General features: G+C 56.8%; 23 protein-coding genes. 10 read left to right on the forward strand and 13 right to left on the reverse strand.

All coding sequences use genetic code 11. The features are described 5' to 3' along the window. The first annotated feature begins 107 nt into the window (after positions 1-107). Together rsmD and C7387_RS18595 are read left to right on the forward strand one after the other, a co-directional pair. Complete coding sequence (rsmD, locus tag C7387_RS18590) at positions 108-704, forward strand: 16S rRNA (guanine(966)-N(2))-methyltransferase (protein WP_120817248.1); 597 nt, start codon at positions 108-110, stop codon at positions 702-704. Beyond that, positions 694-963 carry a DUF1145 family protein gene (locus C7387_RS18595; RefSeq protein ID WP_006817620.1) on the forward strand — a complete coding sequence of 90 codons (270 nt, stop codon included), beginning with the start codon at positions 694-696 and terminating at the stop codon, positions 961-963. Before rsmD ends, C7387_RS18595 begins: the two co-directional genes overlap by 11 nt. Positions 964-998: 35 nt before the next feature. Here C7387_RS18595 and C7387_RS18600 read toward each other — a convergent pair whose 3' ends face one another. Further along, a complete protein-coding gene (locus C7387_RS18600; protein WP_006817621.1) occupies positions 999-1,358 on the reverse strand; it encodes a DUF2500 domain-containing protein in 360 nt (119 codons plus the stop codon). A 140-nt stretch (positions 1,359-1,498) separates the two neighbouring features. On the opposite strand from C7387_RS18600, the gene C7387_RS18605 reads away from it, so the two are divergent. Together C7387_RS18605 and zntA are read left to right on the forward strand one after the other, a co-directional pair. Next, positions 1,499-2,125, forward strand: a complete 627-nt coding sequence (locus C7387_RS18605; protein WP_038253795.1) for a lysoplasmalogenase — start codon at positions 1,499-1,501, stop codon at positions 2,123-2,125. Positions 2,126-2,203: 78 nt separating this feature from the next. Then, positions 2,204-4,402, forward strand: a complete 2,199-nt coding sequence (gene zntA, locus C7387_RS18610; protein WP_120817249.1) for a Zn(II)/Cd(II)/Pb(II) translocating P-type ATPase ZntA — start codon at positions 2,204-2,206, stop codon at positions 4,400-4,402. 34 nt (positions 4,403-4,436) lie between these two features. On the opposite strand, the gene tusA is transcribed toward zntA, so the two are convergent. Continuing rightward, on the reverse strand, positions 4,437-4,682 hold the full coding sequence (gene tusA, locus C7387_RS18615; protein ID WP_038253791.1) for a sulfurtransferase TusA: 246 nt from the start codon (positions 4,680-4,682) through the stop codon (positions 4,437-4,439). A gap of 199 nt (positions 4,683-4,881) precedes the next feature. Between tusA and C7387_RS18620 the strand changes: the two genes are divergently transcribed. Beyond that, the gene (locus C7387_RS18620; RefSeq protein WP_120817250.1) at positions 4,882-5,547 is read left to right on the forward strand and encodes a 7-cyano-7-deazaguanine/7-aminomethyl-7-deazaguanine transporter; all 666 of its coding nucleotides are present in this window, start codon (positions 4,882-4,884) and stop codon (positions 5,545-5,547) included. A 73-nt stretch (positions 5,548-5,620) separates the two neighbouring features. Beyond that, positions 5,621-6,178, forward strand: a complete 558-nt coding sequence (locus C7387_RS18625; RefSeq protein ID WP_006817626.1) for a DcrB family lipoprotein — start codon at positions 5,621-5,623, stop codon at positions 6,176-6,178. A 51-nt stretch (positions 6,179-6,229) separates the two neighbouring features. On the opposite strand, the gene arnF is transcribed toward C7387_RS18625, so the two are convergent. Genes arnF through arnB form a run of 7 tightly spaced genes read right to left on the reverse strand, consistent with a single transcriptional unit; the run spans position 6,230 to position 13,620 of the window. Continuing rightward, complete coding sequence (gene arnF / locus C7387_RS18630) at positions 6,230-6,628, reverse strand: 4-amino-4-deoxy-L-arabinose-phosphoundecaprenol flippase subunit ArnF (protein ID WP_006817627.1); 399 nt, start codon at positions 6,626-6,628, stop codon at positions 6,230-6,232. Continuing rightward, positions 6,628-6,966, reverse strand: a complete 339-nt coding sequence (gene arnE / locus C7387_RS18635; protein WP_006817628.1) for a 4-amino-4-deoxy-L-arabinose-phosphoundecaprenol flippase subunit ArnE — start codon at positions 6,964-6,966, stop codon at positions 6,628-6,630. The genes arnF and arnE overlap by 1 nt, the downstream gene beginning before the upstream one ends. Next, on the reverse strand, positions 6,963-8,618 hold the full coding sequence (arnT, locus tag C7387_RS18640; RefSeq protein WP_006817629.1) for a lipid IV(A) 4-amino-4-deoxy-L-arabinosyltransferase: 1,656 nt from the start codon (positions 8,616-8,618) through the stop codon (positions 6,963-6,965). Before arnT ends, arnE begins: the two co-directional genes overlap by 4 nt. Next, on the reverse strand, positions 8,615-9,517 hold the full coding sequence (arnD, locus tag C7387_RS18645) for a 4-deoxy-4-formamido-L-arabinose-phosphoundecaprenol deformylase (RefSeq protein ID WP_006817630.1): 903 nt from the start codon (positions 9,515-9,517) through the stop codon (positions 8,615-8,617). Before arnD ends, arnT begins: the two co-directional genes overlap by 4 nt. Next, complete coding sequence (gene arnA, locus C7387_RS18650) at positions 9,514-11,499, reverse strand: bifunctional UDP-4-amino-4-deoxy-L-arabinose formyltransferase/UDP-glucuronic acid oxidase ArnA (protein ID WP_006817631.1); 1,986 nt, start codon at positions 11,497-11,499, stop codon at positions 9,514-9,516. Before arnA ends, arnD begins: the two co-directional genes overlap by 4 nt. Beyond that, complete coding sequence (gene arnC / locus C7387_RS18655; protein WP_006817632.1) at positions 11,496-12,479, reverse strand: undecaprenyl-phosphate 4-deoxy-4-formamido-L-arabinose transferase; 984 nt, start codon at positions 12,477-12,479, stop codon at positions 11,496-11,498. Before arnC ends, arnA begins: the two co-directional genes overlap by 4 nt. Position 12,480: 1 nt before the next feature. Continuing rightward, complete coding sequence (gene arnB, locus C7387_RS18660; protein ID WP_038253786.1) at positions 12,481-13,620, reverse strand: UDP-4-amino-4-deoxy-L-arabinose aminotransferase; 1,140 nt, start codon at positions 13,618-13,620, stop codon at positions 12,481-12,483. A gap of 358 nt (positions 13,621-13,978) precedes the next feature. Between arnB and C7387_RS18665 the strand changes: the two genes are divergently transcribed. Next, a complete protein-coding gene (locus tag C7387_RS18665) occupies positions 13,979-14,311 on the forward strand; it encodes a hypothetical protein (RefSeq protein WP_006817634.1) in 333 nt (110 codons plus the stop codon). Between the two features lie 65 nt (positions 14,312-14,376). Here the strand turns inward: C7387_RS18665 and C7387_RS18670 are convergent, their stop codons facing one another. Both C7387_RS18670 and C7387_RS18675 read right to left on the reverse strand, forming a co-directional pair. Further along, positions 14,377-14,838 (reverse strand): hypothetical protein, encoded by a 462-nt coding sequence (locus C7387_RS18670; protein ID WP_120817251.1) that lies wholly within the window; start codon positions 14,836-14,838, stop codon positions 14,377-14,379. A gap of 317 nt (positions 14,839-15,155) precedes the next feature. Then, positions 15,156-16,340 carry a BaiN/RdsA family NAD(P)/FAD-dependent oxidoreductase gene (locus tag C7387_RS18675; protein ID WP_120817252.1) on the reverse strand — a complete coding sequence of 395 codons (1,185 nt, stop codon included), beginning with the start codon at positions 16,338-16,340 and terminating at the stop codon, positions 15,156-15,158. 229 nt (positions 16,341-16,569) lie between these two features. Here C7387_RS18675 and pitA point away from each other — a divergent pair, with 229 nt between their 5' ends. Continuing rightward, positions 16,570-18,069, forward strand: coding sequence for an inorganic phosphate transporter PitA (pitA, locus tag C7387_RS18680; RefSeq protein ID WP_120817253.1), 1,500 nt, complete (start codon positions 16,570-16,572; stop codon positions 18,067-18,069). A gap of 48 nt (positions 18,070-18,117) precedes the next feature. On the opposite strand, the gene uspB is transcribed toward pitA, so the two are convergent. Further along, complete coding sequence (uspB, locus tag C7387_RS18685) at positions 18,118-18,453, reverse strand: universal stress protein UspB (RefSeq protein ID WP_038253780.1); 336 nt, start codon at positions 18,451-18,453, stop codon at positions 18,118-18,120. 319 nt (positions 18,454-18,772) lie between these two features. Between uspB and uspA the strand changes: the two genes are divergently transcribed. Next, positions 18,773-19,210, forward strand: coding sequence for a universal stress protein UspA (uspA, locus tag C7387_RS18690; RefSeq protein ID WP_003861223.1), 438 nt, complete (start codon positions 18,773-18,775; stop codon positions 19,208-19,210). 255 nt (positions 19,211-19,465) lie between these two features. Beyond that, a complete protein-coding gene (gene dtpB / locus C7387_RS18695; RefSeq protein WP_006817640.1) occupies positions 19,466-20,938 on the forward strand; it encodes a dipeptide/tripeptide permease DtpB in 1,473 nt (490 codons plus the stop codon). 61 nt (positions 20,939-20,999) lie between these two features. On the opposite strand, the gene rsmJ is transcribed toward dtpB, so the two are convergent. Beyond that, positions 21,000-21,755, reverse strand: coding sequence for a 16S rRNA (guanine(1516)-N(2))-methyltransferase RsmJ (rsmJ, locus tag C7387_RS18700; RefSeq protein ID WP_120817254.1), 756 nt, complete (start codon positions 21,753-21,755; stop codon positions 21,000-21,002). Between the last annotated feature and the right edge of the window lie 7 nt (positions 21,756-21,762).

Raw genomic sequence — 21,762 nt, forward strand, 5'->3', positions numbered from 1 at the left:
CGTAGTCTATCACTTAACTTAACGCGCATCACCGCCTGCTGAATAAGGTTTCGTAGACCGCCGCTCATCGCTAGAATAGCAGGGAGAGAAAGTCACCTGAGTAAAAAATGAAGAAATCTAATCACGCGGGCAGCGGCCAGATCCGTATCATCGGCGGCCAATGGCGCGGACGGAAATTACCGGTCCCGGACAGCCCGGGCCTGCGCCCGACCACCGACCGGGTGCGCGAAACCCTGTTTAACTGGCTGGCACCCTATATGGTTGACGCCCGTTGTCTCGATTGCTTCTCCGGCAGCGGCGCGCTGGGGCTTGAAGCCCTTTCCCGCTACGCCGCGAGCGCAACGCTGCTGGAGATGGAGCGCCACGTCGCGCAACAGCTGCAGAAAAATCTCGCCACGCTGAAAGCTGGCAACGCCCGTGTCGTCAACACCAACACCCTGGCGTTTCTGGCAGAGTCCGGCACCCCGCACGACGTGGTGTTTATCGACCCACCGTTCCGTAAAGGCATGCTGGAAGAGACGCTAGACTTACTGGAGCGCAACGGCTGGCTCGCCGACGAGGCGATGATTTACGTTGAAAGCGAAGTGGAAAACGGCCTTCCTGTCGTGCCCGCTAGCTGGACGCTACACCGCGAGAAAGTGGCCGGACAGGTGGCGTACCGCCTGTACCATCGCGACACGCAAGGAGAAAACGATGCTGATTAATATTGGACGGGTGTTGATGCTGTTCGTCTGGGCCTTCCTGGTGTGGAACCTTATTCAGCCATACCCGCGTCCACTCAATATCTTTGTTAACGTGGCGCTGGTATTTATGGTGCTGATGCACGGCATGCAGATGGCGCTGCTGAAAACCACGCTGCCGAAAGACGGCCCGCAGATGACCACGGCGGAGAAAATTCGCATCTTCCTGTTCGGAGTCTTTGAACTGCTGGTGTGGCAGAAGAAAATAACGCCGAAGAAGTAATGCCGCTGCCGGGCGCTCCGCCCGGCGCATTCGCGTTATTTATCCGCCACAAAATCCACGAACCGCGTCCCTTTGTAGCTCAACGTGCCTTTATCACCCACGGTCAACTGGTTGTACTGCTTCTCATCCAGACGAAACGACATCTCCAGCCCGCCGTTCTCCGGTTTAAAGCTGACGTCATAGCGCATGCTGCTCCCGGCAGGGGCGACAATTTGCTGGCGCGAACGACGGTCATCGAGCAGTTTTTCACGTTTGTTGCTTACCGCCACCCGTTTTTGCATCAGCGGGGCGGCGTCGTTATCCATTTTTTCACGGCGCTGTTGCACGTAACGGTACGAGGCGGCAATCACGATAATCGCGACCACGACGACGAAAAAAAGCGGCATCTTGTTCATCCATCAGTCCTGTCAGAATCGGCGGAAATCAGCATAACGCGGTAAGGCTTGCATTGTCATCCCGGTGCTCTCAGCACTACACTGGAACCTGACGCGTAAGCAACCTGCTTACTCAACCATAACAGAGACAGGGACTTACTATGCTTTGGTCGTTTATTGCTGTCTGCTTCTCCGCCTGGCTGTATGTCGATGCATCATATCGCGGCCCGGTCTGGCAACGCTGGGTGTTCAAACCCGTCACGATTATCCTGCTGCTTCTGCTGGCGCTGCAGGCACCTATTTTTAATTCCATCAGCTATCTGGTGATTGCGGGCCTGTGCGCGTCGATGATTGGCGATGCGCTTACGCTGCTGCCGCGCCAGCGCATCCTCTACGCCGTGGGGGCGTTCTTTCTGTCGCATCTGCTGTACACCATTTACTTCGCAACGCAAATGACGCTCTCCTTCTTCTGGCCACTGCCGCTGGTGTTGCTGGTGATTGGCGCGCTGCTGATTGCGGTTATCTGGAGCCGCCTGGAAGAGCTGCGGATGCCTGTCCTGACCTTTATCGGCATGACGCTGGTGATGGTCTGGCTCGCCGGTGAGCAGTGGTTCCTGCGTCCAACCAGCACCGCGCTGTCGGGGTTCCTCGGCGCCGCCCTGCTGCTGACTGGCAACATCGTCTGGATGGTCAGCCACTACCGCCGCCGCTTCCGCGCGGACAACGCTATCTCCTCTGCCTGCTACTTCGCCGGGCACTTCCTGATCGTCCGTTCACTGTATTTATAATCTGCGCTTGACTCTGGAGTCGACTCCAGAGTGTATGCTTCCGGTTAATGAGAAAGTTATCGTTAACCGGAGGCAGCCATGTCGATTCCAGAAGCTAATGGCCAAAAAATACCAAAGTTCTCTTCATTCAAGCTCACCCCTGCCGTAGAGAAGGCAGACGAGTGCTGCTGCGACTCCGGCTGTGCCAGTGAAACCGCTGAAATCGCCAGCGCCACCGGCACCCGCTACAGCTGGGTCGTCAACGGTATGGACTGCGCCGCCTGTGCGCGTAAAGTCGAAACCGCCGTACGTCAGGTCAGCGGCGTAAACCAGGTTCAGGTGCTATTTGCGACTGAAAAACTGCTGGTCGATGCCGAACGCGACGTGCGCGGACAGGTAGAAAAGGCGGTGACCGCCGCGGGCTATTCACTGCGCGATGAAAACGCCCCGCAGGCGCCGGCACCTTCCCGCTTTCGCGCGAACCTGCCGCTTATCACCCTGATTATTATGATGGCGCTGAGCTGGGGGCTGGAGCAGTTCAACCACCCGCTGGGGAGCCTTGCGTTCGTTGCCACCACCCTGGTTGGCCTGTTCCCGATTGCTCGTCAGGCGCTGCGGTTGATGAAAAGCGGCAGCTGGTTCGCTATCGAAACCCTGATGAGCGTGGCGGCTATCGGCGCCCTGTTTATCGGCGCTACCGCGGAAGCAGCGATGGTGCTGCTGCTGTTCTTGATCGGGGAACGCCTTGAAGGCTGGGCAGCCAGTCGTGCACGTCAGGGAGTCAGCGCACTGATGGCGCTGAAGCCAGAAACCGCCATTCGTCTGCGCGACGGCGAGCGTGAAACCGTGCCACAAAGCGCGCTGCGCCCGGGCGATGTGATTGAGGTCGCCGCCGGTGGACGTCTGCCTGCCGACGGTAAACTGCTGTCACCGTTTGCAAGTTTTGACGAAAGCGCCTTAACCGGTGAGTCGGTACCCGTAGAGCGCTCGGTGGGCGATACCGTCGCCGCCGGTGCCACCAGCGTCGATCGCCTGATAACCCTGGAAGTGATTTCAGAACCAGGCGACAGCGCCATCGACCGCATTCTGCGTCTGATTGAAGAGGCTGAAGACAAACGCGCGCCTATCGAGCGCTTCATCGACCGTTTCAGTCGCATCTACACGCCCGCCATCATGGTCGTCGCGCTGCTGGTCGCCGTCGTGCCACCGCTGTTCTTCGCCGCCGCCTGGATGCCGTGGATCTACAAAGGCTTAACCCTGCTGCTGATTGGCTGCCCGTGTGCGCTGGTTATCTCGACCCCGGCGGCGATCACCTCTGGCCTTGCGGCAGCGGCACGCCGCGGGGCGTTGATTAAAGGCGGCGCGGCGCTGGAGCAGCTCGGCCAGGTACGCCATGTCGCGTTCGATAAAACCGGCACCCTGACGGTGGGTAAACCACGGGTTACGGAAATCATCACCGTCGGTAATGTCTCTGAAGATTCACTGCTGGCGCTGGCTGCCGCGGTGGAACAGGGATCCAGCCACCCGCTGGCACAGGCGATTATCAACGAAGCCGCAGAGCGTCAGCTGACGCTGCCAGTCGCCACCTCCCAGCGGACGCTGGCAGGCTCCGGGATTGAAGCTGAAGTTGATGGTCAGCGAGTGCTTATCTGCGCCGCCGGTAAGTTCCCGGCCGGGGAATACGAAGAGAACATTCAGCAGATGGAAAGCGCCGGGCAGACGGTGGTGCTGGTTTCCCGCGACAGCGCGCTGCTCGGGGTGCTGGCGATGCGCGATACGCTGCGCGAAGATGCGCGTGAAGCGGTGGATGCGCTGCATCAGCTGGGTGTACAGGGCGTTATCCTTACCGGCGACAACCCGCGCGCTGCGGCCGCCATTGCCGGTGAACTGGGGCTCGATTTCCGCGCAGGTCTGCTGCCTGCCGATAAGGTCAGCGAAGTGACGGCGCTCAACGCCCGCGCACCGCTGGCGATGGTCGGTGATGGCATCAACGATGCGCCAGCGATGAAGGCATCCACAATTGGGATTGCGATGGGCAGCGGCACCGACGTTGCGCTGGAGACCGCCGATGCGGCGCTGACTCACAACCGTCTGACCGGCCTTGCGCAAATGATAAGTCTCGCCCGCGCCACCCACGCCAATATTCGCCAGAACATTACTATCGCGCTGGGTCTGAAAGGGGTATTCCTGGTGACGACGCTTCTGGGGATAACCGGACTGTGGCTGGCGGTGCTGGCAGATACGGGGGCAACGGTGCTGGTAACAGCAAACGCCCTGCGACTGTTACGTAAGAAGTAAAACATCTTCCCTCTCCCGCCCGGGAGAGGGAAAATCAGTGACCTTTTCGCAGCAGATAGCGATACGGTAAGGTTTCGGTCTGCGCCGCCACCAGTTCATGCTCCATAAAACGGCAGAACCCCGGAATATCACGGGTGGTCGCCGGATCGTCGGCAATAATCAGCAGCGTTTCACCGGTTTGCATGTTACGTACGGTTTTACGCACCATCATCACCGGCTCCGGGCAGCGGAGGCCCTGGGCATCAAGGGTGTGGTCTGGGCTTGAAAACAGATCGCTCATGGTCATCTCATTCATCTAAAAACGGCAGTAGTTTACGCCGCACCCGTCACAAAGCAAACCAGGTTAACGATTGCGTGAAAATTAGCCATTGCATTGCGCGCAGAACGCAGTATCATGCGGCCGTTTTATTGGGTTCCCTCACCCCAACCGTTCAGAACCAGCGCAAAAAGGGCTCGGTTCGATAAAAAAAGGCCACAACATGAAAACTTTTACCCTCGCGCAGCGCAAGAGCGCGCTCGTCTGGCTATCGCTATTTCACCTTCTGGTGATCATCTCCAGTAACTACCTGGTCCAGCTGCCGGTCTCGGTGTTTGGATTCCATACCACCTGGGGTGCGTTCAGCTTTCCGTTTATCTTTCTCGCCACCGACCTGACCGTGCGAATTTTTGGCGCACCGCTGGCACGACGTATTATTTTCGCCGTGATGGCTCCCGCGTTGATTGCTTCCTATATCATCTCGTCGCTGTTCTTTATGGGCGAGTGGCAGGGCTTTGCCGCCCTCGGCAGCTTCAACCTGTTTGTTGCACGCATCGCGGCAGCAAGCTTTATGGCATATGCCCTGGGTCAAATCCTCGACGTCCACGTCTTTAACCGCCTGCGACAGAACCGCCGCTGGTGGCTGGCGCCAACCGCCTCCACGCTGTTTGGTAACGTCAGCGATACGCTGGCCTTCTTCTTTATCGCCTTCTGGCGCAGCACCGACCCGTTCATGGCGACCCACTGGGTGGAAATCGCCCTCGTGGATTACGCCTTCAAGGTGCTTATCAGCCTGGTCTTCTTCCTGCCGATGTACGGCGTATTGCTGAATATGCTGTTGAAAAAACTCGCAGATAAATCTGAAAACCCGACATTTCAACCAGGTTAAAGGCTCGACGAAACGGTTGTGATAAGATAGGCCGATGTGCCGTTCATGGCCGTTTATCGAAAGGAAGAAGTCAATGCGCAATCTGGTTAAATATGTCGGTATTGGCCTGCTGGTGATGGGACTTGCAGCCTGTGACAATAGCGATAGCAAAACGCCTGTTCAGGGTGCGTCCGCCGAGAGCAACGCTAAAGGCCAGCCGGTCAACCTGCTTGACGGTAAGCTCAGCTTCACGCTGCCAGCGGATATGACCGATCAGAGCGGTAAGCTTGGTACCCAGGCAAACAACATGCACGTGTACTCTGACGCTACCGGTCAGAAAGCGGTTATCGTTATTGTGGGTGATGACACGACCGAAGATTTAACGGTGCTGGCAAAACGTCTGGAAGATCAGCAGCGCAGCCGTGACCCGCAGCTGCAGGTCGTGACCAACAAAACCCTGGATGTGAAAGGCCATCAGCTGCAGCAGCTTGATACCATCATCTCCGCGAAAGGCCAGACGGCTTACTCTTCCGTGGTGCTGGGCAAGCTGGATAACAAACTGCTGACCCTGCAGGTCACTCTGCCAGCAGACAACCAGCAGCAGGCGCAGACTGCCGCAGAAAGCATCATTAATACGCTCGAAATCAAATAACGGTTTCGCGAAAGAAAATGGCCTCCGGTGGCAGCACCGGAGGCCATTTTTTTATTCTTCGTTCTCAGAATGGCGGTTTTTGGTCGGCATAAAAATCACCATCACTCCCACGACAATCACCAGCACACCAAACAGCGCCTGCCAGGTAAAAGGCTCATGCCAGCCGGGCAGCATAATGGCGGCGGCCCACACCAGAATGTAGCTCAGGCTCAGCAACGCATAGGCCCGGGAGAGCGCCAGGCGATGCAGCGCGAAGTACCAGCACACCATCGACAGCATGTAGCACAACAAACCGGCGAGCAGGCCGAAGGTACCCGGCGCGAAATGGAGCAGGTGGTTCAACAAAGGAAGCAGAGAAGTAGCGGGAGGCAGCTGCAACATCGCGTGGCGCAACAGCAGCTGCGCCGTGCTGACCAACAGTACGCTCATTAATGCCCAGATAACGCCCATCAGAAAGAGCTCCCGAGAATCGCAATACCGATAATGATGAGCGCAACGCCTGCCCAGTGGCGTCCGGCAACCGGCTCACGCCAGATAAGACGTGCGGCAAGCGTTACCCAGACGAAATTCAGACTCAGCATCGGATAGGCAATCCCTACCGGGATACGCTGCAGCACCAGCAGCCACAGCAGCATACTGAAACCGAGCGCCAGCAGTGCCAGCCCCAGCCATAACAGAATGTGCTTTCCACGCTGCCCGGCTTTCGCCGGGCGCGTAGCTTGTTTCTGACAGAGCTGCCCAAAGCAGCTCAACAGACTGGCAATCGCCAGACACAGCCAGGCGGTCATTGTGGCAGGTACTGGATAAACGCCATCCGGCCCATCACATACACGCTGTCAGGTTTCGGCAGGGGTAAATCTGCAATGGTTTCATCTCGCTGCAGCTTAAGCACCAGAGAGATTGGGCCTTCCTGACGATGCTGTTCCAGCCAGGCGTTGAAATCGTCGGTGCGAACAAAACGCTCTTTCGCATCCGGATACGCCAGGCCGTACTCCAGTTCGCCGCGCTGGCCGAACATGGTGATATCGTTACGCTTCAGCTCCCAGGCAAGACCGGCGGCAATCCCAACTTCGTTGGTCAGCACGTAGCGGCTTGGGGTCAGCGACTCGTTAACGATATCAATCAGGAACTGCGGCTGTTTGCCATCAATCACCTTATCCGGGATAGCAAAGCCCACCAGCAGCGCCAGCCCTAACGGACAACAAGCCGCCAGCGCCCAGCGCTTCACGCCGTCTTTCACCGCCACCCAGCCCATCACCGCCCAGACGCCGAAGGCAATCGCCGCCAGCAGGCATTTGTAGAGCTCGATAGTGGTCCATACCGGATGCTTCAGCATCCCCCATGGCGACACCACCAGCACCGCAATCAGGCCGATAACGCCAAAGGCAATGTTGATAAGACCGTTAATGCGCAGCGCACGTCCGCCACGGGCGGCAATATCCAGCGCATAACGCGCCATCAGGATGGCCAACGGGGCGAAACACGGCAGGATGTAGGTCGGCAGCTTGCCTTTCGCGATGCTGAAGAACAGCAGCGGCATCACCACCCAACCCAGCAGATAAAACTCCGGACGCAGACCTTCGCTGTCACGCCAGCCGCGCTTGAGCGCACCTGGCAGCAGGCCAAGCCACGGCAGGCTACCGGCAATCATAAACGGAATGTAGTACCAGAACGGGGCCTTGTGCTGAGCGTCACTCTGCGCAAAACGCTGAATATGCTCAACCCAGAAGAAGTAGCGCCAGAAGTCCGGCTCACGCTGAGCAATCGCCAGCCCCCACGGCAGTACGGTCAGGACACATACCACAACCGCCAGCCAGCCGTAGATAAGCACTTCACGCCAGCGTTTCTGCACAATCACCCACGGCAGAACCCCGATGACCGGCACCGCCAGCGCGAGGAAGCCTTTGGTCATGACGCCCATACCGCAGGCAATGCCCAGCAGCACGTAACCGCCAATCTTACCGCCACGCGTGGTGGACTGTGAGGCTCCCCAGAAGCTGCACAGGGCCAGCATCAGCCACATGGCAATCATCGGATCCAGCACCGCATAGGTGCCAATACCATAAACCAGGAACGCCGTCAGGAAGATGACCACGGAGAGCACGGTGGTGCGTTTATCGCGCCACAGCTTCCACGACAGCCACGCCACCATCACCGCAGTCATGGTAACCGCAAACACGGAGCCAAAGCGCACCGCAAAGTTGTCGTGGCCAAACAGCCACTGACCAATGCTGTTAATCCAGTACCCAGCTATCGGTTTTTCAAAGTAACGCAGCCCAAGGAAATGGGGCACAATCCAGTCACCGGAGGCCAGCATTTCACGGCTGATCTCGGCATAACGGGTTTCATCCGGCTGCCAGAGCAGACGGAAATTGAGGGGAATCAGGTAGTACAGCGCGTAGAGAATAATCAGCGGCACGCCATAACGAAGTGATTTCATAAACCGGAACCCAATAATTGTTCACGCCCAAGCCAGCCTTCCCGGCCAGCGATTTCCCCACGCACCACTTTACCCACCGGCAACGTACTAAAGTCGTCCGGCAGCAGTTGGCTGAGTGGGCAGAAAGTGATCCCTTCTCGTTCAGCCTGAACGAGGAGGTCGGCAAACTGCGCCGCACCAATCCCGCCTTCCACTTCGGCATGGATGGTGTATACCGGTACGCCCTTGTCCTGATGGATCTGGTCAAGGAGATAACGATTGAAATCTTCTGCGCTGACGGCACTGCCTACCACTTCATCCCACGTCGGCAACGTCACCGGAATTTGCACTGTGCCAAATTCACCGTTGCTGAGCTCGGGGCGAAACGGTCGCGTACCGCGACAGTCGCTGTTGTAGAGGAAACCGAACGACTCTTTGGCTTTGACGACCCGCTGATCGGCACGCCATCCCGCCACGGCGGAACAGGTCACCGGTGAGCCGGTAATCGCTTCCAGCGCCTGCAGTCCACGTTCAATCTCCTGCGTCAGTCGCTGCTGCTCCCAGACGCCGGCCCACATTTGCCAGCCGTGATGATCCCAGGCATGAAGCCCAATCTCATGTTCCTGCGCCGCCTCGCGAATAATCGCTTCGTTCCCGGCGCCGATAAGACGGCCAGGCCAGGCGGTACCGGCCAGGAGAATATCCCAGCCGTACAGCGATGCTGCGCGCGAGCGCAGCATCTTCCACAGAAACTTCGGTTTCATCAGGCGCCACAGGTGGCGCCCCATATTGTCCGGCCCAACGCTGAAGAAAATGCTTGCACGGACGTCATGCTTCTTCAGCGTCTCCAGCAAGCAAGGAACCCCTTCGCGAGTACCGCGAAAGGTGTCCACGTCGATGCGTAAGCCGACTTTTCTCATGATGCTGAGTCGTCCGACAGCTCAACGGTGCGCAGGAAGAAGTCCAGCGTCTCTTCGACGGTTTTCTCCATGTCCACGGTCGGCTCCCAGTTCAGGCAGCGTTTCGCGTTGCGGATGCTTGGCTTACGGTGCTCAACGTCCTGATAGCCTTTACCGTAGTAGTTGCTGCTTTCCACATCGCGGAAGCCAGCAAACGGCGGGAAGCGGTCGCGCAGCGGGTGACGTTCGAAGCAGGCCAGCAGCATTTCGGCCAGCTCCTTGATGCTCGCTTCGTTGTCCGGGTTACCGATGTTGATGATCTGCCCATCGCAACGGCCATCTTTGTTTTCGATGATGCGGAACAGCGCTTCGATACCGTCGCTGATGTCGGTGAAGCAACGCTTCTGGCTACCGCCTTCAATGAGCTTGATCGGAGAACCTTCAACCAGGTTCAGGATCAGCTGAGTGATAGCACGGGAGCTACCGATACGCGCGGCGTTGAGGCTGTCCAGACGCGGGCCCATCCAGTTGAACGGACGGAACAGGGTGAACTTAAGGTTGTTCTTATCGCCGTAAGCCCAAATCACGCGGTCCAGCAGCTGCTTGGAAACCGAGTAGATCCAGCGCTGTTTGTTGATAGGACCCACGACCAGGTTAGAGTTGTCTTCGTCAAAGTTCGCGTCGGTACACATACCGTACACTTCAGAGGTAGACGGGAAGATGATGCGCTTGTCGTATTTCACGCAGTCGCGGATGATCTTCAGGTTCTCTTCGAAGTCCAGCTCGAACACGCGCAGCGGGTTACGGGTGTACTCGATAGGCGTTGCGATAGCGACCAGCGGCAGCACCACGTCACATTTCTTAATGTGGTACTCGATCCACTCAGAGTGAATGCTGATGTCGCCTTCCACGAAGTGGAAGCGTGGGTTGTCGAGGAAACGGCTGATGGCATCAGAACCGATATCCAGGCCGAAGATTTCGAAGTTGTCGTCTTTCAGCAGGCGTTCGGTCAGGTGGTTACCGATGAAGCCGTTCACGCCGAGGATCAGCACGCGAGTACGGCGCTTAATCGCCACAACCGGTTTGCTGCTGATGATCGCACGCGGAACCAGGCCCAGAGCCTGTGCCAGCTGCGTACCCTGCATGTAAACGCCCTGCTCGCTCTGGCCGGTAACCACTTCCAGCGCACCCTGCTGGCAGGCGATGGTCAGCGGAGTCACGGACAGCACGGTACCCGGCTTCGCGCCCTGGTTGTCGTTGTGCAGACGGGATTTCCAGACGATGAATTTGTTCGCGCCCACGTAGCCGAACGCACCCGGCCACGGATCGGACACCGCGCGCACCAGGTTGTGCAACTCAGCGGCCGGACGATCCCAGTCGAGACGACCGTCTTCCGGAGTACGACGACCAACGTAGGTGGCTTTGCTTTCGTCCTGTGCGGTTTCTTTGAAGTCACCTTTGCTGATGGCCGGCAGCGCATCACGCAGCAGCGCCTGCGCGGTATCACGCAGTTTGTAGTGCAGGCTCATTGCGGCATCGGCATCGTCGATAGCCACGGTACGCTGAGCGATGATGTTGCCCGCGTCGGCGCGATCTACCATGCGGTGCAGAGTAACGCCGGTTTCTTTCTCACCGTTCACCAGCACCCAGTTCAGCGGCGCGCGGCCACGGTATTTCGGCAGCAGAGAGCCGTGCAGGTTAAAGGCACCGGCGCGCGCGATAGAGATGATGTCGTTGCACAGCAGGTTGCGGTAGTAGAACGAGAAAATAACATCCGGGGCCATCTCGCGGATACGTTCGATCCACAGCGGGTGGTTAACGTCGTCTGGCGCATAAACCGGGATCCCCTGCTCAGCGGCCAGGCGTGCTACGGAACCGAAAAAATGATTTTCGTTAGCGTTGTCCGGGTGAGTAAAAATAGCCGTAATGTCATACCCGGCTTCCAGCAGCGACTGAACGCCAGCACAACCCATATCGTGATAAGCGAATACTACTGCTTTCATGAACGATCTTCCTCTTGAGATACCGTCTCGCCCTGACGGACGACGCGTTGAATAAAATAACGTGGACGAGCACGTACATCGTTGTAAATACGTCCGATGTACTCACCCAGCAGGCCCATGCCTACGAACTGGGCACCTATAAACATGAATAAAATCGCAAACAGCATGAACACACCGTCTCCGGACCACTCCGGCCCCAGGGCCAGACGCAGTACAATCAGCAGAATGGAGAAGGCAAAACCGACAACCGCAATCACGCTTCCCACCACGCTTAACATACGCAGCGGGGTTGTGGTGAGGCAGGTTACCAGGTCATACATCAGGTTAATCAACCGCATGAAGCTGTACTTGGAGTCACCGAACTCACGCTCAGCGTGCAGTACCGGGATTTCGACAGCGCGGCGGGCGAAAGTGTTCGCCAGAATCGGAATAAAAGTACTGCGCTCGTGGCAGTTCAGCATCGCATCGATAATGTGGCGGCGATAGGCACGCAGCATACAGCCGTAGTCGCCCATCGCTTTACCGGTGGTACGCTGGATAAGGCGGTTGATCATCTTCGACGCGGACTTACGGAACACCGAGTCCTGACGGTTCTGGCGCACGGTGCCAACCACGTCGTAGCCTTCATCGGCTTTTTCCACCAGGCGCGGGATCTCTTCCGGTGGGTTCTGCAGGTCAGCATCCAGGGTGATGATAAGGTCACCGGTCACGTGGCTGAAGCCCGCCATAATGGCGGAGTGCTGGCCGTAGTTACGGTTCAACAGAACGGCCACCACGTGGCTACCTTCCACTTCCGCGGCTTCTACCAGCATCTGGGCAGAATCGTCGCTGCTGCCGTCATCGACCAGCAGGATCTCATAGTCGCGGCCAAGCGTGGCACAGGCGGTATCGGTACGACGGATAAGCTCCGGCAGACTTTCCTGCTCGTTATAGACGGGGATAACCACCGACACTTTTTTAACTGGCGGATAAGTAAACATATCAATGCCCTGCAAGCTGATGGAGTGCGGCAATGACGCGGGTTGAGTCGTCATGAGTCATGTCCGGGAATAAAGGTAAAGAACAAATACGGGCGCTATTCCATTCGGTATTCGGTAAAGAAAGATCCGGGAAACGTTCGCGGTAATACTTTTGCGTGTGAGCGGCGCGGAAGTGCAGACCGGTGCCAATGCCCTGGGCTTTCAGTTGCTCCATTAAGGCATCGCGGGTCAGGCCACAGCGGGTCTCATCCACGCGGATAATAAACAGATGCCAGGCGTGGACATGCGACCACTCGGGGACCGCCAGCGGCTGGAACGGCGTATCGGCCAGTTCGGTCAGGTAACGCTGAGCAATGTCGTGCCGGCGCTGATTGGCCTGTTTCAGTTTGTCTAACTGCACCAGCGCCAGCGCGGCGTTGATATCCGCCAGGTTGTATTTAAAGCCCGGAGAAATCACCTCCGCCTGCGGCGCACGACCGTGAGTCTGACGGTCATAGGCGTCGACACCCAGGCCGTGGAACTTCAGGCTACGAATGCGGTTCGCCAGTTTTTCATCGTCGGTGACGATAAGGCCACCTTCGGCGCAGGTCATATTCTTGATAGCGTGGAAGGAGAAAATCGCCGTGCCCTGCCAGCCGACGTGACGACCTTTATAGTAGGTGCCTGCCGCATGAGCCGCGTCTTCAATCATCGGAATGCCATGACGCTCGGCGACCGCACGAATACCGTCGATATCCGCCGGAGCGCCCGCGTAGTGAACCGGGATAATCGCTTTAGTGCGCGGGGTGATGGCAGCCTCGATGGCTTCTGGCGTGACCATCAGATTGTCGCGGTCAACGTCGATCATCACCGGGGTAGCCCCCAGCAGGACAATCATATTGAGCGTTGATACCCAGGTCTGGGAAGGGGTGATCACCTCATCGCCAGGACCGATATCCAGCGCCATCAGGGTGACATGCATCCCGCCCGTTGCGGAACTCACCGCGATAGCATGACGGTTACCCGTCAGTGTGCAAAATGCCTCTTCCAGCGCCTGATTTTTCGGCCCGGTGGTAATCCAACCGGACTGCAGCACTTCTTTCAGCGCGGCAAATTCCGCGTCACCCATTGAGGGACGCGAGAACGGCAAAAAGTCACTCATCATTATTCCTTACCTGTTAAGAATCTGAGCGTTTCCGGTTTGACTAAACAGACCATCCTGCGCCTGGCGAGTTAAACAAAATAAAAATGAAATCAATGTAATCGCACGAATTGCTACATTACATCAAACAATTTTAGAAAAATATCAGCGTAAGGTTAGGACAAGATTAAGAAAAGTGTGCGCCGGGGTATAAAAAATTAGTAATTCTTTATATTCAATTAGTTAAACATTGACCAACATTAAGAAAAGCGCAGATTCTGCCAGGGGAGACCGCAAAATTTTGGCATCAACGGCCTAATACCGGGCCGAATTCTGCTGGCAAAATCCCCGTGAACGTTCTCACCACAAAGGATCTGTTATGAAATTGATGAAAACCACGTTGGTACTCACCGCTCTGATGTTCTCCGCCTCCGGGATGGCTATCGATAAATCCGGGACCGGTGCCATTGTCGGTGCCACCGTAGGTGCTATGACCGGGAAGAGCGTGAAATCTACGGTGGGTGGCGCGGTAGTTGGCGGTGGCGCAGGCGCCATGATGAAAAGCGGTGATACCGGCAAAGCCGCGCGTAAAGCGGGTGCAGTCGGTGCCGTCGTCGGTGCCGGAGCCGCCGCGATGACCGGCAACAGCGTACTGAAAGGTGCCGCAGTCGGTGCAGGCACCGGCGGCCTGGTGGGCCAGGCGACGCACTAAGGCACACACCCCCTCTCCCTTGAGGGAGAGGGCTGGGGTGAGGGGGAGCCTGCGGTCCCGCAGCATCAGTGAATCAGGTCGTCAATCAGCACCCGCCCCTGCGCGGTATGCAGCCAGCGTGGTGCATTGAGCTTCTCGGCATAAAAAACCACCAGACTGCACAATAATCCTTCCAGCACTCTCGCCATTTCCGGCGGTAATACCTGGCTCACCAACAGCCGGGTTAATGACTGGCAATACGCGCCAAGTTCATCGCTTTCCGGCGCAAACGCAGGTAAACGGGCAGGTAAATCATCTGCCGTGAGCTGCGCCACCAGATGCGGGGGCACCGGCTCATTAAGCGTGGGCTGCAACAGCGCAAGGCAGGCGGAAAGCCGCCCGTACAGCGCCAGTTTTTCAGTAGGGTCATCGCACTCCACCAGCGTAGACGCGAAACGTTCGCAGCAGTCTGCCAGCTCGGTGAAATCGGTGCGGTAAGAAAAGGGCGCGGTCAATAAGGTGTGATCAAAGGTTGGGGTTGTCGCCATGATGGCAGCCTCCTGTAAGCAGTGTTAATTTCTGCCACCGGAGAGGTCAATCTCGCGGGTGGCAGAACCAGACGAGGTTGACCTTACCGGCGTTACAGGAAACCGGCGCGTCTTACGACGCCCCCGCCCGGCCTGCCATAGAGGTGTGACCGTGCGCACGACATAGTACCCCATGTCGCCTGTAACTATACCAGGAGGTCAATCCCGACGCCTGATTTTGCAGGCGTGGCAAGAAGATACGGCGATTCATGAGGAGCAACAAGAGGCGGTAAACTACTTTCCCGGAATCCGCCTCGCAAAAATGACATTAACTTTTATTACAGCGCCTGCGCGCACGCCCAGGCGGAAGCCCAGGCCCACTGGAAGTTATAACCCCCTAGCCAGCCGGTGACGTCCATCACTTCGCCGATGAAGTACAGGCCCGGTACCTTCTTCGCTTCCATCGTCCGGGAAGAGAGTTCATGAGTGTCGACACCGCCTAAGGTGACCTCGGCGGTGCGATAGCCTTCGGTACCGTTAGGCTGCACGCGCCAGGCGGTCAGCGTTTCAACCAGCTGCTGCTGGTCGCGCAGATTGAGCTGTTTCAGCGTCACGTCCGGGATTTGCCCGAGCTGCTGCAGGCACTCCACCAGCCGTTTCGGCAGCTGCATCGCCAGCGTATTTTTCAGGCTTTGATTCGGGTGCGCGGCGCGCTGCTCGTTGAGGAACTCATCAAGACTGCATTCCGGCAGCAGGTTGATGCTGACAAACTCACCGGACTGCCAGTAGCTGGAAATCTGCAGCACCGCCGGGCCGGACAGCCCACGGTGGGTAAAGAGCAGATTTTCGCGGAACACCGTACCGTCTTCGGCGGTAATAACCGATGGCACCGACACGCCGGAGAGCACCTGCAGCTGCTCGAGGAGCGGTTTATGCAGGGTGAAGGGTACGAGGCCCGCGCGCGTTGGCAGCACCTTCAGGCCGAACTGCTCCGCCACCTTATAACCGAACGGCGATGCACCAAGCCCCGGCATCGACAGACCGCCGCTGGCAATCACCAGCGACGTTGCCGCCACCGTTTCACCATTCAGCTGCAGCGTAAAACCCTCGTCGTCGCGCTCAACGCTCAGGATCTCGGTGCGCAGGCGGGTGGTCACGTTGCCTTTCTCACACTCAGAGACCAGCATCGCCACAATCTGTTCGGCGGAATCATCGCAAAACAGCTGGCCGAGGGTCTTCTCATGCCATGCGATACCGTATTTGCCCACCAGGTCGATAAAGTCCCACTGGGTGTAGCGCGCCAGCGCCGATTTACAAAAATGGGGATTCTGGCTGAGATATGCCGCCGGTTCGACGTACATATTGGTGAAGTTGCAGCGACCGCCGCCAGACATCAAAATCTTGCGGCCTGGCTTCTTACCATTATCCAGCAACAGCACGCGGCGACCGGCCTGCCCGGCCTGTGCTGCGCAAAACATCCCCGCCGCTCCGGCGCCTACGACAATGGCATCAAACCTTTCCACACAACAATCCTCACGTTTTGAATGTCGGGAATTGTAAAGATTATGCGCTGGTCGCACCAGCGTAAAAACTCGCATTAACAAGTAGTATATTGAAATTTATAGGATAATTCCTGGAGGGCATTTTCCGAAACTGAAAGGAAATCAAAAAAAGTCTATATTTCACTTTGCCCATGCCGCTAATGTCCCTGATAATGCGGCGCGTTCATGTCCCCAAGATGGCGTAACGTCTATGCTACATTTGTTTGCTGGCCTGGATCTTCATACCGGGCTTTTACTGTTGCTTGCACTGGGTTTTGTATTGTTCTACGAAGCCATTAACGGCTTCCACGACACCGCAAACGCAGTGGCGACGGTGATTTATACTCGCGCAATGCGATCGCAGGTTGCGGTTGCGATGGCTGCGATTTTTAACTTCTTTGGTGTACTGCTGGGTGGATTAAGCGTGGCTTATGCGATTGTGCATATGCTGCCGACCGATCTCCTGTTGAACATGGGCTCTGCTCATGGTCTGGCCATGGTGTTCTCCATGCTGCTGGCGGCGATTATCTGGAACCTCGGAACCTGGTATTTCGGCCTGCCGGCGTCAAGCTCCCACACGCTTATCGGCGCTATCATCGGTATTGGTTTAACCAACGCGATGATGACCGGTACCTCCGTGGTGGATGCGCTGAACATTCCAAAAGTCATCAATATCTTCGGCTCCCTGATTTTATCTCCGATTGTCGGCCTGGTGTTTGCAGGTGGACTGATCTTCCTGCTGCGTCGCTACTGGAACGGTACGAAAAAACGTGCTCGTATCCACCTGACGCCTGCAGAACGTGAGAAGAAAGACGGAAAGAAAAAGCCGCCATTCTGGACCCGGATTGCTCTGATCCTGTCGGCTATCGGCGTGGCATTCTCCCACGGCGCAAACGACGGTCAGAAAGGCATTGGCCTGGTGATGCTGGTATTGATTGGTGTCGCTCCGGCAGGGTTCGTGGTTAACATGAACGCTTCCGGCTACGAAATCACCCGTACCCGTGACGCGGTCAATAACGTCGAACAGTACTTCGAACAGCGCCCGGAGCTTTTGAAAAAAGCTATCGGTGGTGTTGATCAGCTGCTCCCAGCGCCAGAAGCTGGCGCGACGCAACCGGCTGAGTTCCACTGCCACCCGGCGAATACCATCAACGCACTGAACCGCGCGAAAGGTATGCTGGCGAATATCGAAAGCTACGACAAGCTCTCCGTTGAGCAGCGCGGTCAGCTGCGCCGCATCATGCTGTGCATCTCCGATACCACCGATAAAGTGGCGAAGCTGCCGGAAGTGAGCTCTGACGATCAGCGTCTGCTGAAGAAGCTGAAAACCGATATGCTGAACACCATCGAGTACGCACCGGTCTGGATTATCATGGCGGTGGCATTAGCGCTGGGTATTGGTACGATGATCGGCTGGCGCCGCGTCGCGACCACTATCGGTGAGAAGATTGGTAAGAAAGGCATGACCTACGCTCAGGGCATGTCTGCTCAGATGACGGCTGCGGTGTCTATCGGTCTTGCCAGCTATACCGGGATGCCGGTATCCACCACTCACGTCCTCTCCTCCTCCGTGGCGGGGACGATGATCGTCGACGGTGGCGGTCTGCAGCGTAAAACGGTGACCAACATTCTGATGGCGTGGGTGTTCACCCTGCCGGCCTCGATTATTCTGTCGGGCGGTCTGTACTGGATTGCGCTGAAGATTATCTAAGCGAAGAAATGAAGAAAAGGCGGGCCAGGAAACTGACCCGCCTTTTTTTTAGTGCCATATCACTAACCCCAGCAGACTCACCACCACCAGGCCACACAGCGCGCTGGTCAAAATGAACTGGCGGCGTAAACGCTCGCAGCGGCGAATAAATTCATCATCATGATGATCGCGATAACGCTGGGCATAGATGTACCACACCAGACGCATCTGCTTGCTGGGCTGTCCATGGGAGGTAAAAAAGCCCCCACCATCCACATACTGATAGAGCAAAGGGTCGCAACCACGCAGAACCACTAACAGCGCGCGTAAAGACGAAAAATATCGCGCCATATTCACTACACACACAATACACAGGGCCCAAAACAGCGCAACAGTGCTGATCATACATCCTCCCCGGCGACCTACCCGGAGCACGCGCTCCAGGACTATCGCACCCAATACCCAACTCAGTTCAGTGCAAAAAAATGACAAAAGCCGATCGGTATCACAATTTTTCCGCCGTTCGCCTCATTTAATAGTGTAGGAGATCCGTTAAATTTTTTGCCACAAGGTTAATCGTTATCAATACAGAGAACGGAAAAATTTGTTTCACTTAAGGGTGAAGAAATCGTGAACAGGTCACATTGACGTAACTTGTTGGTCGTTTTAAGGTTGGGTAACAACTACACTTGGTCATTAACAAACTTAAGGAAGGAGTAACACTATGGCTTACAAACATATTCTTATCGCGGTAGACCTGTCACCGGAAAGCAAGGTGCTGGTTGATAAAGCCGTTTCGATGGCTCGTCCCTATAATGCGAAAGTGTCCCTGATTCATGTAGATGTTAATTACTCCGATCTCTACACTGGCCTGATTGACGTTAATCTTGGCGACATGCAGAAACGCATTTCTGAAGAAACTCACCACGCGCTGAGCGAACTGTCTACCAACGCCGGTTATCCGATTACGGAAACCCTGAGCGGTAGCGGCGATCTCGGCCAGGTGCTGGTTGATGCCATTAAGAAATACGACATGGATCTGGTGGTATGTGGTCACCATCAGGACTTCTGGAGCAAGCTGATGTCTTCCGCGCGCCAGCTCATCAACACCGTCCACGTTGACATGCTGATCGTTCCGCTGCGTGACGAAGAAGACGAGTAACGCTCGTACTCCTTCCAGCACACCAGACGCCCGCTTATGCGGGCGTTTTTCTTTTCTGAATCCCACAATAATTTATACAATCTTTTGATGAACAAAAGATTAGTAGTGTGATCCGCCGATTGTTTCCTTTTCAGCCAATCGAATACCCTACGCTCGCGATATATAACAGCATTGTGTTTCAATGTGCATAAACTTCGCGAATTTTTATTCGCACGTACATACTTTTTTTGGGTTGGTTAATAAGGACGATAGAACATGAACAAAGCTCCCTCCATGGGATTAATGCAGCAGCCACGTCCGTTCTTTATGATCTTCTTTGTCGAGCTATGGGAACGGTTTGGCTACTACGGCGTACAAGGGATCCTGGCGGTCTTCTTCGTTAAGCAATTAGGCTTTTCGCAGGAGCAGGCATTTATCACCTTCGGCGCCTTCGCCGCACTGGTGTATGGCCTCATCTCTATCGGTGGCTACGTGGGTGACCACCTGCTGGGCACCAAACGCACGCTGGTGCTTGGGGCTATCGTGCTCGCCATCGGTTATTTCATGACCGGTATGTCGCTGATGAAGCCTGACCTGATTTTTATCGCCCTCGGTACCATCGCGGTCGGTAATGGGCTGTTCAAGGCCAACCCGGCGAGCCTGCTCTCCAAATGTTATCCGCCGAAGGACGCCCGTCTCGACGGCGCCTTCACCCTGTTCTACATGTCTATCAACATCGGCTCGCTGCTGTCGCTGTCGCTGGCACCGGTGATTGCCGATAAGTATGGCTATGCGGTGACCTACAACCTGTGCGGCGCCGGGCTGATTGTCGCACTGCTGGTGTACTTCGCCTGCCGTGGGATGGTGAAAGAGATTGGCTCCGAACCGGACCACCAGCCGCTGAAAATGAAAAACCTGCTGCTGGTGCTAGTCGGTACGGTCGTGATGGTGTATGTCTGCGCCTGGCTGATGCACAACGTCAAAGTCGCCAACATGGTGCTGATATTCCTCTCCATCGTGGTGACGATTTTCTTCTTCCGTGAAGCGTTCCGCCTCGACAAAACCGGCCGCAACAAGATGATCGTCGCCTTCATTCTGATGATTGAAGCGGTGCTGTTTTACATCCTGTATGCGCAGATGCCAACGTCGCTGAACTTCTTTGCGATTAACAACGTACACCATGAGATCCTCGGTTTTGCCATCAACCCGGTGAGCTTCCAGGCGCTGAACCCGTTCTGGGTGGTGGTCGCGAGCCCGGTGCTTGCCGCTATCTACACCCGCCTCGGGAGCCGTGGCAAAGACCTGACCATGCCGATGAAATTCACCCTCGGCATGTTCCTCTGCTCGCTCGGCTTCCTCACCGCCGCCGCGGCTGGCCTGTGGTTTGCCGATCCGCAGGGGTTAACCTCACCGTGGTTTATCGTGCTGGTGTATCTGTTCCAGAGCCTGGGTGAGCTGCTGATTAGCGCCCTGGGGCTGGCGATGGTTGCCGCCCTGGTACCGCAACGTCTGATGGGCTTTATTCTGGGGATGTGGTTCCTGACGCAGGCCGCCGCCTTCCTGCTGGGGGGCTATGTTGCGACCTTTACCGCCGTGCCGGAGAACATTACCGATCCGCTGCAGACGCTGCCAATCTATACCAACGTGTTCAGTAAAATTGGTCTGGTGACGCTGGCGGTGACCGTGGTGATGGCCATCCTGGTGCCGTGGCTGAACAAGATGATTAATACGCCGTCAGAACAGGCGTAAGTGCAGTCAGTACCCTCTCCCCGACGGGGAGAGGGTTGAGTTAATGTGAAGGGCGACGGGGTCAGTCCGCGCCGCTCCCCGCATAAATATCAAACCGGTGGCCTTTGGTGGTCACCGCATTGGTTGTTGCTACGTTCGCCAGCGGTGGCGCATAGTCAGGACGTTTTACCACCACCCGTTTGATGGCCAACTGCCGTGCCGGCGCCAGCAGACCATCGGCGTCGAGATCCGGCCCCACCAGCGACTGAAACACCCGCATCTCTTTTTTCACCAGCGCGCTTTTCTGCTTATGCGGGAACATCGGGTCGAGATACACCACCTGCGGGCGCGGGGTAATATCGGTCAGCGCCGTCAGGCTGGAGGCGTGGATCAGCTGCAGGCGCTCCTGCAGCCAGCCGCCAATCTCCGGGTCGGCGTAGCCGCGCGCCAGGCCATCGTCGAGCAGCGCCGCCACCACCGGGTTACGCTCCAGCATCCGCACGCGGCACCCGACGGACGCCAGCACGAACGCATCGCGCCCGAGGCCTGCGGTAGCATCCACCACCTCCGGCAGGTAATCACCTTTCACGCCCACCGCTTTCGCGACCGCTTCGCCTCGCCCACCGCCAAACTTGCGCCGGTGCGCCATCGCGCCGCCAACAAAATCGACGTAAATACCGCCGAGCTTAGGCTCGTCACGCTTGCGCAGTTCGAGATGTTCGGACGTTAACACCAGCGCCATCAGGTTATCGGCATCGTGTTCCAGACCCCAACGGGCCGCAAGAACAGATAAGGCGCCGTCTCCGGCGCCTGTTTCATCAATTAAGCAGATCTTCACGTCACGC

The sequence above is a fragment of the Yokenella regensburgei genome (genome assembly GCF_003634235.1).
Classification (GTDB): Bacteria; Pseudomonadota; Gammaproteobacteria; order Enterobacterales; family Enterobacteriaceae; genus Yokenella; species Yokenella regensburgei.